The organism is Thermorudis peleae (genome assembly GCF_000744775.1).
Classification (GTDB): domain Bacteria; phylum Chloroflexota; class Chloroflexia; order Thermomicrobiales; family Thermomicrobiaceae; genus Thermorudis; species Thermorudis peleae.
This window is the reverse complement of record NZ_JQMP01000003.1, coordinates 710,776-725,439: the sequence shown is the minus strand read 5'-3', so window position 1 is coordinate 725,439 and position 14,664 is coordinate 710,776. Positions and strand designations below refer to the sequence as shown.

Sequence of the window (14,664 nt, the reverse complement as noted above, 5' to 3'; positions counted from 1 at the left end):
GTGCCCCTATACCGCAGCGACCCTAGCGCTTTACCGTCGTCTGCTCAGTAAATGACGGGTAGAGATTCAGAACCGCCTTGAGCGGATGCCCATAATCAACCGCCTTCGAGCGGCCGACAACCTGGTTCGCAAAGCACAGCGGGTACGCCACGCAATCCTGCAGAATCTTAATATTGGCCTGCTTCCAAAGCTGGGCTTGCTTGTTGGGATCTTGCTCCGTCCGCGCCTGGAGGATCAAGTCATCAATTTTGTCATAGTGCGAGAAGTTCGTGATCGGACTCTTGCCAGTGACGACAATTGAGCTGGAGAGATAGAACTGAGTCAGAATCACGTCAGCATTGGGCCGGAATGCGACGTAGACCACGATTGGGTTCTTATCTTGTCGGATCAGACTATGATAGGTTGAATGATCAACAACGTTCAGCTTTAACTGAATCCCAATTGCGGCCAGTTCCTGCTGGAGTACCTCGAATGTCTTGCGATAGTCTTCACGCTCCGAAGTAACACATTCTAACGTGAGATTCGAGACCCCAGCTGATTGGAGGAGTTGCTTCGCCTTGTTGACATCTTTGCCATAGAGCACTCCAGCCGCTTGTGCCTCGTCCTTGGTCAACCCTCCTGGCATCAACTGCGCCGGCACTGCCGAGTAGACGAGCTCAGCGACTGGCGGCCCGCCGAAGACTCCAGCATGTGCGTCACGGTCAATGGCATAGAAGATCGCTTGCCGTACGCGGAGATCATCGAGCGGCGGCTTGGACATGTTCAGGTGAATGACAATTGACTCACCAACGCCAAAGACGTCGGCCTGCAGATTCTGCTCTTGATTAATTCGCTTGACCCAGGTGGAATCGGGGATGCCACTAATGACATCCATCTCACCGGTGCGGAGCGCAAGCTCGCGGCTCGATGCATCAGGCATGAAACGAATAAGCACCCCAGCTAGCTTCGGGGCACCACGGAAGTATTTATCGTTGGCAACGAGCTCCATCTGCCCTTTCGGCGTATAGCTCTTGAGCTGGAAGGGCCCAGTGCCAACCGGTGTTGTCTTCATCGCATCGAGGCCGAGGGCTTCGACCGCCTTCTTGCTCATGATAAAGCCGCCCTGATAGTTAGCGATCTTGGGATAAAACAATGTCTTCGAGAGCGGCTGATCAAGAATGAACTTAACCGTGTAGTCGTCGACTTTCTGAACCGTAATCCCTTGATAATCGCCGGAATAGCCTGACCGCTTGGCGTCAGCGGCCTTTTGGAACGAGAAGACAACGTCGTCGGCCGTTACCTCATACGCATCGGTCTTGGGGCTGGGGTGCCACATCACCCCTTTGCGGATCTTGACAACCCAGACCTGCTTACCGTTCTCCATCTGCGGCTCGGGTAACACCTCGGCAAGATCGGGCTCAAATTCATCGCTCGATCCAGGCTTATACCGAATCAGTCCGTTGTAGACCATATCGACAATATTGCGGTCCTGCGTTGCAGCCGAATAGTGCGGATCGACTGTCTGAATATCGGCAGCATAGACGCCATAGCGGAGAGTGGGCCGGTTGGCTGCTGGAGCTGCTGTCGTTGGTGTGCCAGTGGTCGCAGCAGGGGTATTCCCTGTCGTACCGCCGCTTGGCGCCTGCGTTGCCGCACCGCCCGAAGCCATCGTCGGAGTTGCCTGGCTCCCACCACCGCCGCCACACGCAGCCAGTAGACCTGTCACGGCAGCACTGGCCCCAAAGGCAGCAACACGTCGCAAAAGATCTCGCCGTGTGAGGGCTGCGGTAAACGCCGCACTCGCCTTATCGTGCATATCCTGCCCACTCCTTCCTCACGTGCTCCTGTTCCCACGGGCTAGCATGGAAGCTCAAAATCTGCGGTAAGCCTAATCAGGCGATAATGCGCTGTCAAGCTCTCATGACTCATCAGATTATCCACCACGTGCTCATGTCTGTTGTTGGCACCGAAAATCACACGACCTTATGGCCACGTGATGCAACTCCAGGGCCATCGATGCCCACCTGATGCGCACGCTGGATGAGAAGGCTGCACCAGGGAAGCGCTATTGCCGAGCACTGACCATCCGCTCTCCAGCCTGCAAGCGCACGGTCAGCTCATAGAGTGCTTGCAGCAGATCGGCAATCAGCTGACGGGCCGTCGGATCAATGAGACGGCCTTCGGCATCGAAACGCTCGGCTGCTTGCGCGACGAGTACTTCCGGTCGAGTAACCGTATACGCTTCAAGATAGGCAAGAACCTGGCGTAAATGCAGCTGCGCACGCACTGTTCCCATAAGGCCAGTTGATGCCCCCATAATGGCAACTGGCTTCCCCCGGAAGGGATTGTCGCCCGGTGGACGTGAAACCCAGTCAAGCGCATTCTTCAACACGCCAGGGATCGACCAATTATGTTCAGGCGTGGCAATGAGCACGGCATCAGCCCGGCGCACAGCCTCTTTCATGGCGCGAACTGGTTCCGGTAAGCCAGCCCGTTCAACGTCTTGGTTGTACAGCGGGATGCCATGCAGGTCAAAGATCTCAAGCGTTGCATCAGCGGGCAAAAGCGATGCAGCCACATCAAGGAGGCGGCGATTGTAGGAACCTTGACGCAAACTTCCGGCAATGCCCAGGATCTTCACCGGCATTGAACACCCTTCCCAGTCTATCCCGTTGCTCACCGCCAAGAGAAAGTAGTACGGCGGAATGACCGCCGTACTCCACCACTCTGGTTCGCGAAGGATTCTAGCAAAGCGTTCAACTCTACTGGAGTAAGCGCAGAAATTCTTCGCGTGTCTCGCGTGAGTCACGGAAGACGCCTAGCATCGCACTGGTCGTGGTTTGCGAATGCTGCTTTTCAACTCCCCGCATCATCATGCAGAGGTGGACCCCTTCGATCACAACGCCGACACCGCGCGGCTGAAGAACGTGCTGGATAGCCTCAGCAATTTGCACCGTTAGCCGTTCCTGCACCTGAAGTCGGCGCGCAAACATGTCAGTTATTCGCGCAAATTTACTGAGACCAAGAATCTTCCCATCTGGAATGTAGCCAATATGTACTTTGCCAAAGAATGGAAGGAGATGATGCTCACACATCGAATAAAACTCGATCCCTTTGACGACAACCATCGCACTGTCTTCTGCTTGAAAAATCGCCCCATTGACAATGGCATCCAAGTCTTGGCGATAGCCACGGGTGAGGAATGCCCAGGCTTTCGCCATCCGTTCTGGGGTCTTCTGCAGCCCTTCACGCTCAGGATCTTCACCGAGGAGCTCGAGCCACTCGCGAGCAAGCGCTTGCAATCGCTCGATATCACACGTTGTCGCGAATGCAAGACCAGTGTCCTCAATCTCAATGATCTGATCGTTCCGCATTAGCTAACCCCTCTCGGAATAACAAATTATTGATAGAATAGGGCCGCGTTCCGCTTGCTTGCTGTCTTGTTACCCACACATTCCTTTCTCCAGGGAATACGATGAAAACCGCTGAAGCGTTTGAGAATTGGTCGGACCGCCCTGCTCTCTTACTCCATATCGCTACGCGAGTGTGCATGCGCTTTCGCGCCGAATTGCCGCTTAGCAGTACGGTTTTGACACAGCTTTGCGATGGCCACAGTAAACTTGACGCGTTGACATTGGCATTACCGGCTTATGCTCCCGCCCAGAACAACCACCTGGGAACATCCCCTCCGAGCACAAGCCTCATTGCTACTGAGTATAGCGAAGCATTGCCCAATAGTCCGCACTGCTCTATTCCGCCGCGGTACGCCGCTCTTGGAGATAGCGCTCTAGTAAGACACGCGTATAGCTGTTCATCGGATACGTGAGTGCAGCTTCGGGAAGAACCCAGGCCCAATCGACAATTTCCTCATTCGGCGTCACCTTCTCCATGGTTGTCGAGGCAATGTAATTGAGCAAGAGAAAATGCATCGGCTCACGAAACTGGGGATCAAAAATCGCTTCTTGAACCAGGAGCAGCCTGATTGTGTCCAGTTCGAGCCCGACTTCTTCCCGGGTTTCGCGCCGGAGGGCATCCTCAAGCCGCTCGCCCCACTGGACTTTGCCACCAGGGATGCCCCAAAGGCCTCGCCACTTGGTCGTCCGCACAAGTAAGATACGTGCTGAGGGGCCTTGAATTAACGCAGCGACCGTTGGGATTGGATAGCGCAGCGAATCCGAAAGATGCGCCATAGATAAACCAGCCCTAAGTACGGTCCTTGCGCCAGAACAAACGAGAGAAACCCTCGTGGGCGATGACGCGCCACAAACCATCCCAGCCAGCAATATTGCGTCGTGAGACCAAAATTCACCACTGCGATAAGGACCGATCGGTCCCACCAATGCAACGCTAGCCTCGCGCGCTCTTCTGGCGAAACATGGCGCGTTATCCATGCAAAACTTTGCTGTTCAATCCAGCGAATAAGCTGATCCTGCGGTGCAAAGAAGTACTGGTAGAGATGTCCGAGGACCCGTGCCACGCCATGTTCGGGTTCAGGCAACGCTGGCCGGAAGCGTTCACCACGCACGTGTCGGTAGCAATACTCGACGTTGAAATCCCACGAGAGCACGAGCGTAAACCAGCCAAACGCCAGGAGCGCTTGCCACGGTGCACGGGTCCGGCGACCAAGTGCCCAGAACAACGCAGCGTTAGCGACGAAATCGGCCTCTGTATCGAGATACCGGCCAAGTGCGCTCTCCTCGCCCCGTAGCCGCGCAAGTTGTCCGTCAACGTTATCCAAGAGGGTTTTCACTTGCAGGAGCAGTGCTGCAGGCAGGTCGGCATGTGCCACAATACAGCGTGCAGCAACCATGCCAAGCGCTGTATGGGCGAGCACAATGTGGGGTGGCTTCACCCGCGTTGGCAGAAGCGCACGGGCAAGCACATACCCCAACGGGCGAAAGATGAGGAGGTTGACGCCCTCATGAACCGGCCGCGCCTTGACACTGCGCCAAAATGCGTTCGTATTAACACGCGGCGAGTGTATCAGGAGCCCACGCCGCACAACTGCTTGCCACGTCACTCCGCCACTTGCCCATCACACTTACCCAGTCATCTTCCAGAGGGTAATCCGGCTTGCACGGCATTGCAAGCAATGGTTGGCCTTTTGTACAGCCCCTTTGGCATCGATTTCAGCATCAAGAACCTGCTTGACAAGGCGCAAAGGCCCCCACTAGAATGGGGAGAAATTCCAGTTGGTTTTGTAGCAGCCTCCCCGACGCGACTCCGCTACAACACCCTCCTACTCCGGGTATTGCCGAGGGGTCGGCTTCTGCAAGATCAGCGAGGGCACTGCAGTGCCGAGTACCAAAGGATTCGGTCTATTAGACAGCCGAGGTAGGAGGTAGATCATGAAGGTTTTCATCCTCGACAACGGCACACTCGACCTTGACTACGCCTGGCTCTATCACATTCCTCACCCAGCCACCGTTGATAATCAACATCCACCTGCTGAATGGGTAACGATTCCTACCTACACAGTCTTAATTGAGCATCCACAACTTGGCTGGGTTCTCTACGATGCAACCTGTCACCCGGAATGGGAGAAGCGTTGGCCAAAGGAACTCCAACCTATCTTTCCCTACCGAGCAACGGATCGCCAACTCCTCCCAGCACAACTCGACCAACTTGGTCTCAAGATGAGCGACATTGATATTATTATCATTTCGCACTTACATCTTGATCACTGCGGCTGCCTTGATTTCTTCCGTGGAACCAAGGCTGGAAGTCGGGGAATCATTGTGCACGAGGATGAACTCGCGCATGCATTGAAAGTGACCCATGTTGGCCCAGTTGATTTCTCTGGTGCGTATGTCAAAGGAGAGTTCGAGTTACCAGGAATTAACTATGAACTTATGGTTGGCCATCATCTCGAGCTTGCTCCGGACTTACACCTCTATCACTGGCCTGGCCATACACCGGGATTAATTGGCATGGTGGCCCATACCCAGCACTCCGGCACATTCATCTTCACGTCTGACGCCATCTATCTTGAGCGCAATCTCAAAGAATGGCACCTCTCCGGCATCGTATATGATACAGTCGCATACTTCCGCTCAATGTATGAGATCAAACAACTCGCCCGTAAATATAACGCGGTGATTGGCTATGGCCATGACATGGACAAGTTCCGAGAACTGAAGAAAGCACCAGAATACTACGAGTAATGCGCAGTGCACATGAAAGGTAGGCACTCATATGCCACGGGACTCGCTCTTGCCGACCGAAACAGTTATTGCCGTTGACGCTGTGCCCATCCGTTTTGGGATCGGTGCCACACTCGAATTGGGTTACGAGCTGAACCGACTCGGCATCCGGCGCGCGCTCCTCGTGACGGATCGGAACTTGCGCCAGTTTGGCTTCGTCGATCGAGTTGAGCAGGTCATTCGTGACGCTGGTGTTGAACTCGAAATATATGATGCTGTCCATGTTGAGCCAACCGACCGCTCGCTCAATGACGCGATCGCCTTTGCCCGTCGAGTCCAGCCAGAAGCATTTATTTCGCTTGGTGGAGGCAGCACGATTGACACGGCGAAGGCGATGAACTTGTTCAGCACCCATCCTGGAGAGTTAATGGACTACATCAACAAGCCGATCGGACAAGGGAAGCCCGTTCCCGGTCCACTCAAACCGCACATCGCGCTCCCAACCACTGCTGGGACCGGCAGTGAGACAACCGCAGTCATCGTGTTGGACCTGTTGCAACAGAAGGTGAAAACGGGAATTTCCCACCGCTACATTCGCCCAAGTCTTGCCATTATTGATCCACTGAATACCCTCTCCTGCCCACCAATGGTAACCGCCTGCGCTGGCTTCGACGTCCTGTGCCATGCGATCGAGTCCTATACCGCCAAGCCATACCATGTTCGGCCAGCCGTAACGAATCCTGCTGAACGTCCCGCGTATATTGGCTCAAATCCAGTCGCCGATCTCTGGAGTGCGCAAGCAATTCGCTGGGGAGCGCAGTACTTACGCCGCGCTGTCTATAATCCGCTCGACGTCGAAGCGCGGAGCTACATGCTTTTAGCCAGCACCTTTGCCGGCATTGGATTCGGCAATGCTGGCGTGCATATTCCACACGCCATGGCCTATCCAGTAGCTGGCATGGTGCGCGACTACTTCCCACCGGACTACAACGTTGATGAGCCGATTGTGCCCCACGGACTCTCCGTCATTATTAACGCGCCCGCAGCATTCCGGTTTACCGCGCCAGCGTGGCCTGAGCGCCACGCTGAGGTCGCAGCGATGCTTGGCATAAACACTGCAGGCATGCCGGTTCGCGCTGCCGCAGAAGCCGTTGCTGACTATATCCAACAATTGATGCAAGACCTTGGCATCCCCAATGGACTTGAGGCGCTCGGTTACAGTGAACGCGACATTGAAGGACTCGTTGACGGCACCTTGAAACAGCAACGCTTGCTCGTGAACTCACCACGCCCAGTTGATGGCAAGGCGCTAGAGCAGATCTTTCGGAACGCTCTGCGCTACTGGTAACTGCTTGACAGCGTTTCTCTTCCTCAGTCAAACTGAAGGCGGCGCCGTGATAGGCGCATGGTTTGGTGACTGATCGGTTCGCGAGACGGCGGCAGGTGCGAGAGCGGTGGGGACATGACGCCCTCTCGTCCACATGGGGGAACTCCGGTGCAAATCCGGGGCTGTGCCGCAACTGTGACGTCGCATGAGAGCGACGAAGCCAGGTCTACCGCTGCCGCCGTGTCCGACCTGCCTCGAGCGAAGGGGGGAGGACGCAGATGTGCCGCTCTATCCCACAGCACTGAACAATCCCCACGATAACTTTCAGAACGAGCATATTGTCGAACACTGCACAAGCCTCGTGCGGCAGTGACCATATGGTAGTGCGATGATTGGGAAGGGGAAGATCGTGCTTGGCCAACGTTGGCGACCTTTGTCTGCTCTTATCCTGGCACTCACGTTTCTTCTCGCGCCGGCCCTTACTGTCCACGCTGATACGCTGGCCTCTGCGACAACTGGAGTCCGTGCAGTTCGGTGGCTCCTGACCCAGCAGAAGGATGACGGGGGCTTTCCCGGCTTGAAAGGACAAAGTGATCCAAGCACCACCAGTGATGTCGTGCTCGCACTCGCCTCTTTCGGGATTGACCCAGCCAGTGTTACGCGTAATCAAAAGTCCCCGCTTGACTTCCTTGCGGCGCAAGCCACAAACTACGCCAACACCGTTGGCGGAGCAGCAAAACTTGCACTTGCCGTTATCGCAAGTGGCCAGTCCCCACGTTCTTTTGGCGGGCTTGATCTTATTCGCCAAATTACGCAAGCCTACGATCCAAAGACGGGGCTCTACTCTTCGCAGCTCTTTGCAGATGCCTATGCACTTCTGGCCCTTGCAGCAGCCAAAGTCGAGATCCCACAGCAAGCGGTTCAGGGACTCATCGCACATCAGGGAGCAGACGGCAGTTGGGCATGGGATGGAAGCACTGATGCTGGCGCCGGGGATAGCAACACAACCGCAATCGTGCTGCAGGCGTTGCGTGCAGCGGGCGTTGCCGCAAATGACCCGGTAATCGTCAAGGGGCTTGGGTATCTTCACACCGTCCAGCAACCCGATGGTTCTTTTGGTTATCAGCCCGGGCAGGACGGTGACGCCAACTCAACGGCATTAGCTATCCAGGCGACCCTCGCCGCTGGGCAACATCCCGAAAGCAACGATTGGCATAACGCCTCGGCAGCACTGCTCCGCTTTGCCAATGCCGACGGAGCGTTTCGCTGGCGGAATGACAGTCCCGACGACAATCTCCTCGCGACCGTCCAAGCACTTCCTGCCCTGGCTGCCGTTCCGTTCCCGTTCATGCTCCAAAGCGCCTCAGTTGTCGCTCGACAGGATGAAATTCAAGATAGCCTCGATTGCGATTTCTTTGCCGAGACCCACCACAACCTCTGTGGCGCCTTCCGAACAACCTGGCAACAAGCTGGGGGGTTGCCAAACCTTGGCTACCCACTGACACGTCCATACTATGACGCCCAACGGGGAGCTGTGGTTCAGTGGTTCGAGCGAGCTCGGCTTGAGTGGCACCCCGACATGCAAGGCCAGCCGATGATCCTCCTCGGGCGCCTCGGAGCTGAATGGGCAGCAACCCATGCCCATGGCCCGGCATTCCAGCAGACACCACAATCGACAAATCCTGCCTGCCGCTATTTCCCGGAGACACACCACAACGTGTGCAATGGCTTCCGGGCCTACTGGGAGCAATTCGGCGGGCTTGCAGTCTTTGGTTATCCGCTGAGCGAGGAGTACACCGAGAACGGGGTGGTGGTTCAGGTCTTCGAGCGGGCCCGCTTCGAGTGGCATCCCGGTGCCTGGCCAACGCGGTATGACGTACTCCTCACACGTCTTGGTGCTGAACAACTTGGAGTGTCCTAGTCGAGGGAACGGTGAGGGTCGATCACCCGGTGCACAATCGTCACCGACGGGTATTCCGAGGTCAGCGACATCGTCGCTGGCCTCTCGCCCTCATCTTCACGCTCCTTCTTTGGCCAATTGCACTGCTGACGGCCAGCGCCGATCGACCAAACGGCGCTGGCCTCGTCATTCGTCATGGCGACGGCCACATCGAAATGCACTACGTTGAGTTTACGGAACCAGAGATCACAGGGCTCGACCTTTTGCAACGGGCTGGGGTACCGATCACGATTGCAACCTACCCTGGCCTTGGCGCTGCTGTCTGCGCGATTAACCAAGAAGGATGCCCAGCCGAGAACTGCTTCTGCAAAAGCTATAGTAACCCTGCGTACTTTTGGCATTACTACCGCTTAACACCCGAGGGCACATGGATACTGCAGACGGTGGGGGCATCGAATCGCAAGATCCACGACGGCGATGTCGATGGTTGGTCGTGGACAGCAGGTGCTAGCGGCTTGCCGGCAACGTCAATCGATGCTATTGCAGCGCAGGCCGGCGTCCAACGCCACACGCAGCCAACGGCAGGGCCATCGCCACTACCTCCAACGCCACCCCCTGCGCTTCCTTCTCAAGCACAAGCGACCGTGATACCAACGCGCCCTTCGACCCCAACCGTGCCCCCCACCGTACCGCCTTCAGCAGCAACATCACCGCCGACCATGGCTTCAACACCACAACCAGCAACGCCTTCACCACCGGCGATCATGCCATCACCTCCGTTAGGTTCGCCCTCCCCTTCTGCTCTCCCATCGCCAACGACGATTCCAGCAAGTGCCGTACCTTCGCCATTCTCAACCCTCGCGCAGCCGACTGTGCTGGCTACGCCGATCGTCAGCAATGGGCCGAGCGTCGGATCTGCCCCACCACTATCACAGCGGCCAGGACGCGAGCAGCATCGACTGGCCATGTACAGCATCTATGGAGCACTCGTCATCGCCATCATCGGGTTGATGGGCTGGACAATTTGGCGGCGGCACATCAAGCCACAACGGGGGAGAGAATGAATGCGCTGACTTGGCTCCTCTGGGCAGGCGCAGCCTTGACCTTGATTTCATCAACACGGAACCCCTGGTATTTGGGGATAACGGTGTTGAGTGTACTCGCTGTGCAACTCTCGGTTGCTTCGTGGAGCGCAGTCCGGCAATCGCTCGTGATCAGCAGCACGCTCAGTGTGGTCAGTGTGCTCTTTAATGTCCTCACCGCTCATATTGGAGACAGGGTCATGCTGCAACTGCCCGCATCATGGCCAATTGTCGGTGGGCCACTTACGCTCAACGCATTGGTGTACGGCTTGTGCACTGCGCTTGCCCTAACGACGGCTATTATCGTTGGGATAACCGTATATGCAGCGCTCGACGGCTTCGAAATCCTTCGTCTTATTCCCCCAGGATTCAGTTCAGTGGCGGTTGCCGTTGCCCTTGCTGGAACGATTTTCCCCTCCGCTGTTCGGGCTTTTCACGACATCCGCGAGGCGCAAACTATTCGTGGGATTCCAAGCACCCAGAGCATTCGGCTTAGCTGGTTGCTTTCAAGCATGCTGCACCATGGATTCACCTATGCGCTCGCACTTGCGGAAACCCTTGAATGCCGCGGATACGGCCGCATGCGACCAAGTTGGAAAGAATATAGTGCCCTCGGTTGCCTGCTCTGTGGAACGCTTGGGCTTATCCTTGGGCTTCTCGGCACCAACGGCGTCGTAACAGGCATTGCCGTTGGCCTCGTTTTGCTTGGCCTCAGCCTCTTTGTCATCCTCATTTGGCCGCGTATCCTGCAGCTTCCATGGGACCGCCCGCATCGTCTCAGTCTTGCCATGACTATCCTGAGCCTTAGCATTCTCTGGGGCACACTTCTGCTGCAGCCACAAATACTCCAATACTCTACCTATCCAACACTGACTCTTCCCCCACTCGCCCTGTATCCGACTCTTGCAGCTGCTTTGCTTGCGCTTCCAACACTCACCATAGGAACGTGATATGGCAATCATTGAACTTCGTTCAGTGCGCTATTGCTATCCAGGGAGCAGCACGCCAGCGTTGACGATTCCAAACTGGACGGTCGACGAAGGCGAATTTGTGGTGATCGCAGGCCGATCGGGGGCTGGGAAATCAACGTTGTTGCGGACACTCAATGGCCTCATCCCTCACTTCACCGGTGGCACTTTCGGAGGATCAGTTTATGTCGCTGGCCGTGATACAAAGACCATACGTCCAGCCCAACTGAGCCATCTCGTGGGATTTCTCGCTCAAGATCCTGAAACGCAAGTAGTCGTCGACCGGGTTGCAGAAGAACTGCAATTTGCCTTGGAAAGTCTTGGCTTTAGTCCCCAGGCTGCACGACTCCGAACTGAGGAAGCACTTGACATTCTTGGGATTAGTGCACTGCATGGTCGCCGCATTCACACGCTTTCTGGCGGAGAACGACAGCGTGTAGCATTAGCCGTTGCCCTCGCGACACGCCCAACGATCTTGGCACTTGACGAGCCAACATCCCAGCTTGACCCCTGGGCGGCAGAGTCGCTGCTGAGCGTCTTAACCCAGCTGACGAGCGATCTCGGGTTAACGCTTGTCCTGACTGAACATCGGCTTGAGCGTGTCCTCGGCAACTGTACTCGCCTTGTCATCATGGCAGATGGTCAGATCGTCCATGATGGCGAGCCACGCAGTATCGCTCCGCTGCTCCCATACCCACCGCCACTTATCCAGCTTGGCATGGCACTTGACTGGCGGCCACTGCCGTTAACTGTTCGTGAAGCACGCCAACACGTACGTGCCAAGCCGATGACACTCTCCAAGCGGGTAATACGCCAAGCTCCGCGGGAACCTGGGATTCGTGTTGAGCGCCTTAGCGTCCAGTTTGCGTCAGGCAGTTGGGGGCTGCGAGCATGCACACTCCATTGTCCGCACGGAGCGGTCACGGCTATTCTCGGCCGGAACGGGGCAGGCAAGACAACACTGCTCCGGGCAATCCGCGGTCTTATCAGGCCACGCGAAGGTCGGATATGGCTCGGTGATCGTGACATTACGAAAGTCCCTGTGGAAGAGCGCACACGCTGGATGGGCTACGTGCCTCAACTACCGAGCACGCTCTTCCTTACTGAACGTGTTGAGGAAGAACTGTGCACCAGTCTTGACACGAACGCGGCTTCACGCGCAGCTCGACTGCAGGACCTGCTCCATGCATTTCAGCTCACTGCTGTTGCGGCTAAACACCCGTATGACCTTAGTGTTGGCGAGCAACAACGTCTTGCTCTCGCGATTGCTGTCGCACACGATCCGCCTGTGCTCCTCCTTGACGAACCAACGCGAGGACTTGATCCGGAATTCAAGCACGTGCTTGCACAACATCTCCGCGCTCTGGCAGAGGAAGGAAAAACTGTCATACTTACCTCGCACGACTGTGAACTCATTGCCCTGTGTGCTGATTGGGTGGTACTCCTCGCCGAGGGTGAGGTGATCGCAGAAGGGGAGCCTTCCGTGGTTTTCGATGGGACACTTGCCTATAGCACGCAAATCAACCGGGTCTTTGGGCAAGGACTTTTAACCGTTCGAGACGTGCTTGCGTCGCTTGCCGCCGACGCGGCGGTCAATGCCTGACTGCGCTGTTCATCTATTGTTCATTCTCATGCTATTGCGCGACGATTCTGCTGGCCGTATACTCAGCATGCTATCGGTCGGCTCAAGCTGGAACACCAAGACATAAGAGGTGAAGTGGAGAACCGCGTGAAACTTCTGATCGCGATCGTTCAGAGTGAAGACGCTGAGAAACTCATGGACGAACTGGTCGCCGAGGGCTTACGAATGACCCGCATCACGAGTGCTGGCGCGCTACTTCGTCGTGATAACGTTAGCCTATTCCTTGGCGTCGAAGATGACCAGGTGAACCGCACCCTCGCAATTATTCGGCGAACCTGCCGCCGCCGTAAGGAGATCGTCGTCCCCTATGTCCCGGCAGTTGAACCAGGTCTCTTATACTTGCCAGAGAACTTCGAAGTTGAAGTTGGTGGCGCAATCATCTTCACACTCCCAGTCGAGCGGATCGAGCGCATCAGTGGCCCCGTTAGTTGACATTGCAGCACCGCTGGAGTACCATAAGACAGAACATTCTTTCGCCGAAAGGCGCTGGTGATCAGGAAGGCAGGCATCCATGGCAGATCGACAGAAGGCTCTCGAGCTCGCCATTTCACAGATTGAGCGACAGTACGGCAAAGGCGCCATTATGCGCCTAGGTGAAGATACGAGCAAACTCCAGGTCGAGGTCATCCCAACGGGAGCAATCGCCCTTGACCTCGCACTCGGCGTTGGTGGTATTCCACGTGGACGCATTACTGAAGTCTATGGCCCAGAGTCAAGCGGGAAGACGACGCTTGCCCTCAGCGTCATTGCCCAAGCCCAGAAACTTGGCGGTGTTGCCGCCTATATTGACGCTGAGCATGCCTTCGACCCGATTTATGCCGAGCGCCTTGGTGTTGATCTCGACAGTCTGCTTATTGCTCAGCCCGATACGGGCGAGCAAGCGCTTGAGATTACCGAAACTCTCGTGCGGAGTGGCGCAGTCGACGTTGTCGTGATCGACTCGGTCGCCGCGCTCGTCCCACGAGCAGAGATCGAAGGCGAGATGGGTGACGCGCACGTTGGACTCCAAGCTCGGCTCATGAGCCAGGCACTCCGCAAGCTAACCAGCGCGATTAACCGCTCGAAGACTGCCGTCATCTTTATTAACCAACTCCGGATGAAGATCGGTGTCATGTACGGCAATCCCGAGACGACGACGGGAGGAATGGCCCTCAAATTCTACGCTTCAGTTCGTCTTGATATTCGCAAGGTCGACGTTATTAAGGAAGGCCAAGACACCGTTGGCATGCGCGTGCGCGTCAAGGTCGTCAAGAATAAGGTCGCACCGCCCTTCCGTCAGGCTGAATTCGACATTATGTACAACGAAGGCATCTCAGTTGTAGGAAACGTCTTGGACGTCGCCACAGACCTCGGGATTATCCGCAAGAGCGGTGCATGGTACTACCTGGGGGACGAGCGGCTTGGGCAAGGCCGAGAGAACGCGAAGGCCTTCCTTAAGGCTAATCCCAGCGTACTTCAGGAAATCGAACAGCGAATTCGCCAGGCCGCGCCGGAACTCCGGCATCGGATTCACTACGATGGTAGCGGCGAAGAGACGCCAGCACCAACACCCGCTGAGCCACTTGATGACGACGAAGAGTCCGCGCTGCTGCCAGGATTATTCCGTGATCTCTAGCGCTCATG

The 14,664-nt window shown here is 56.2% G+C and carries 13 protein-coding genes and 1 riboswitch; of the genes, 8 read left to right on the top strand and 5 right to left on the bottom strand.

Translation table 11 applies throughout. The features are described 5' to 3' along the window. Positions 1-22: 22 nt before the first annotated feature. The 5 genes from N675_RS06375 to N675_RS06355 all read right to left on the bottom strand — a co-directional run bounded on the left by N675_RS06375 (position 23) and on the right by N675_RS06355 (position 4,999). Positions 23-1,795, bottom strand: coding sequence for an ABC transporter substrate-binding protein (locus N675_RS06375; protein WP_051914325.1), 1,773 nt, complete (start codon positions 1,793-1,795; stop codon positions 23-25). Positions 1,796-2,044: 249 nt separating this feature from the next. After that, the gene (locus N675_RS06370; RefSeq protein WP_038038602.1) at positions 2,045-2,626 is read right to left on the bottom strand and encodes an NADPH-dependent FMN reductase; all 582 of its coding nucleotides are present in this window, start codon (positions 2,624-2,626) and stop codon (positions 2,045-2,047) included. A 115-nt stretch (positions 2,627-2,741) separates the two neighbouring features. Beyond that, complete coding sequence (gene folE / locus N675_RS06365) at positions 2,742-3,353, bottom strand: GTP cyclohydrolase I FolE (protein WP_038038601.1); 612 nt, start codon at positions 3,351-3,353, stop codon at positions 2,742-2,744. A 375-nt stretch (positions 3,354-3,728) separates the two neighbouring features. Next, entirely contained in the window at positions 3,729-4,169 is a 441-nt protein-coding gene (locus N675_RS06360) for an NUDIX domain-containing protein (RefSeq protein WP_038038600.1), read from the bottom strand. Continuing rightward, positions 4,115-4,999, bottom strand: a complete 885-nt coding sequence (locus tag N675_RS06355) for a CDP-alcohol phosphatidyltransferase family protein (RefSeq protein ID WP_338417743.1) — start codon at positions 4,997-4,999, stop codon at positions 4,115-4,117. Before N675_RS06355 ends, N675_RS06360 begins: the two co-directional genes overlap by 55 nt. 328 nt (positions 5,000-5,327) lie before the next feature. On the opposite strand from N675_RS06355, the gene N675_RS06350 reads away from it, so the two are divergent. From N675_RS06350 to recA, 8 genes are all read left to right on the top strand, one after another. Next, on the top strand, positions 5,328-6,143 hold the full coding sequence (locus N675_RS06350; RefSeq protein ID WP_038038599.1) for an N-acyl homoserine lactonase family protein: 816 nt from the start codon (positions 5,328-5,330) through the stop codon (positions 6,141-6,143). A gap of 31 nt (positions 6,144-6,174) precedes the next feature. Then, positions 6,175-7,470 (top strand): hydroxyacid-oxoacid transhydrogenase, encoded by a 1,296-nt coding sequence (locus N675_RS06345; RefSeq protein ID WP_038038598.1) that lies wholly within the window; start codon positions 6,175-6,177, stop codon positions 7,468-7,470. A 119-nt stretch (positions 7,471-7,589) separates the two neighbouring features. After that, positions 7,590-7,727: riboswitch (adenosylcobalamin (AdoCbl) riboswitch) on the top strand. Positions 7,728-7,858: 131 nt separating this feature from the next. Continuing rightward, positions 7,859-9,370, top strand: a complete 1,512-nt coding sequence (locus N675_RS13620; protein ID WP_051914323.1) for a prenyltransferase/squalene oxidase repeat-containing protein — start codon at positions 7,859-7,861, stop codon at positions 9,368-9,370. 29 nt (positions 9,371-9,399) lie between these two features. Beyond that, a complete protein-coding gene (locus N675_RS06330) occupies positions 9,400-10,413 on the top strand; it encodes a hypothetical protein (RefSeq protein ID WP_038038597.1) in 1,014 nt (337 codons plus the stop codon). Continuing rightward, positions 10,410-11,381 (top strand): energy-coupling factor transporter transmembrane component T family protein, encoded by a 972-nt coding sequence (locus N675_RS06325; protein ID WP_038038596.1) that lies wholly within the window; start codon positions 10,410-10,412, stop codon positions 11,379-11,381. The genes N675_RS06330 and N675_RS06325 overlap by 4 nt, the downstream gene beginning before the upstream one ends. A gap of 1 nt (position 11,382) precedes the next feature. Then, positions 11,383-13,002 carry an ABC transporter ATP-binding protein gene (locus N675_RS06320; protein WP_051914321.1) on the top strand — a complete coding sequence of 540 codons (1,620 nt, stop codon included), beginning with the start codon at positions 11,383-11,385 and terminating at the stop codon, positions 13,000-13,002. 126 nt (positions 13,003-13,128) lie between these two features. Further along, positions 13,129-13,473 (top strand): cyclic-di-AMP receptor, encoded by a 345-nt coding sequence (locus tag N675_RS06315; RefSeq protein ID WP_038038595.1) that lies wholly within the window; start codon positions 13,129-13,131, stop codon positions 13,471-13,473. Positions 13,474-13,552: 79 nt separating this feature from the next. Then, on the top strand, positions 13,553-14,656 hold the full coding sequence (recA, locus tag N675_RS06310) for a recombinase RecA (protein ID WP_038038594.1): 1,104 nt from the start codon (positions 13,553-13,555) through the stop codon (positions 14,654-14,656). The last annotated feature ends 8 nt before the right edge of the window (positions 14,657-14,664 follow it).

Coding starts and splice junctions, on each gene's coding strand:
- N675_RS06350 (WP_038038599.1), top strand. CDS start 5,328: ATGAAGGTTTTCATCCTCGACAACGGCACACTCGACCTTGACTACGCC.
- recA (WP_038038594.1), top strand. CDS start 13,553: ATGGCAGATCGACAGAAGGCTCTCGAGCTCGCCATTTCACAGATTGAG.
- N675_RS06325 (WP_038038596.1), top strand. CDS start 10,410: ATGAATGCGCTGACTTGGCTCCTCTGGGCAGGCGCAGCCTTGACCTTG.
- folE (WP_038038601.1), bottom strand. CDS start 3,353: ATGCGGAACGATCAGATCATTGAGATTGAGGACACTGGTCTTGCATTC.
- N675_RS06375 (WP_051914325.1), bottom strand. CDS start 1,795: ATGCACGATAAGGCGAGTGCGGCGTTTACCGCAGCCCTCACACGGCGA.
- N675_RS06370 (WP_038038602.1), bottom strand. CDS start 2,626: ATGCCGGTGAAGATCCTGGGCATTGCCGGAAGTTTGCGTCAAGGTTCC.
- N675_RS06345 (WP_038038598.1), top strand. CDS start 6,175: ATGCCACGGGACTCGCTCTTGCCGACCGAAACAGTTATTGCCGTTGAC.
- N675_RS06360 (WP_038038600.1), bottom strand. CDS start 4,169: ATGGCGCATCTTTCGGATTCGCTGCGCTATCCAATCCCAACGGTCGCT.
- N675_RS06320 (WP_051914321.1), top strand. CDS start 11,383: ATGGCAATCATTGAACTTCGTTCAGTGCGCTATTGCTATCCAGGGAGC.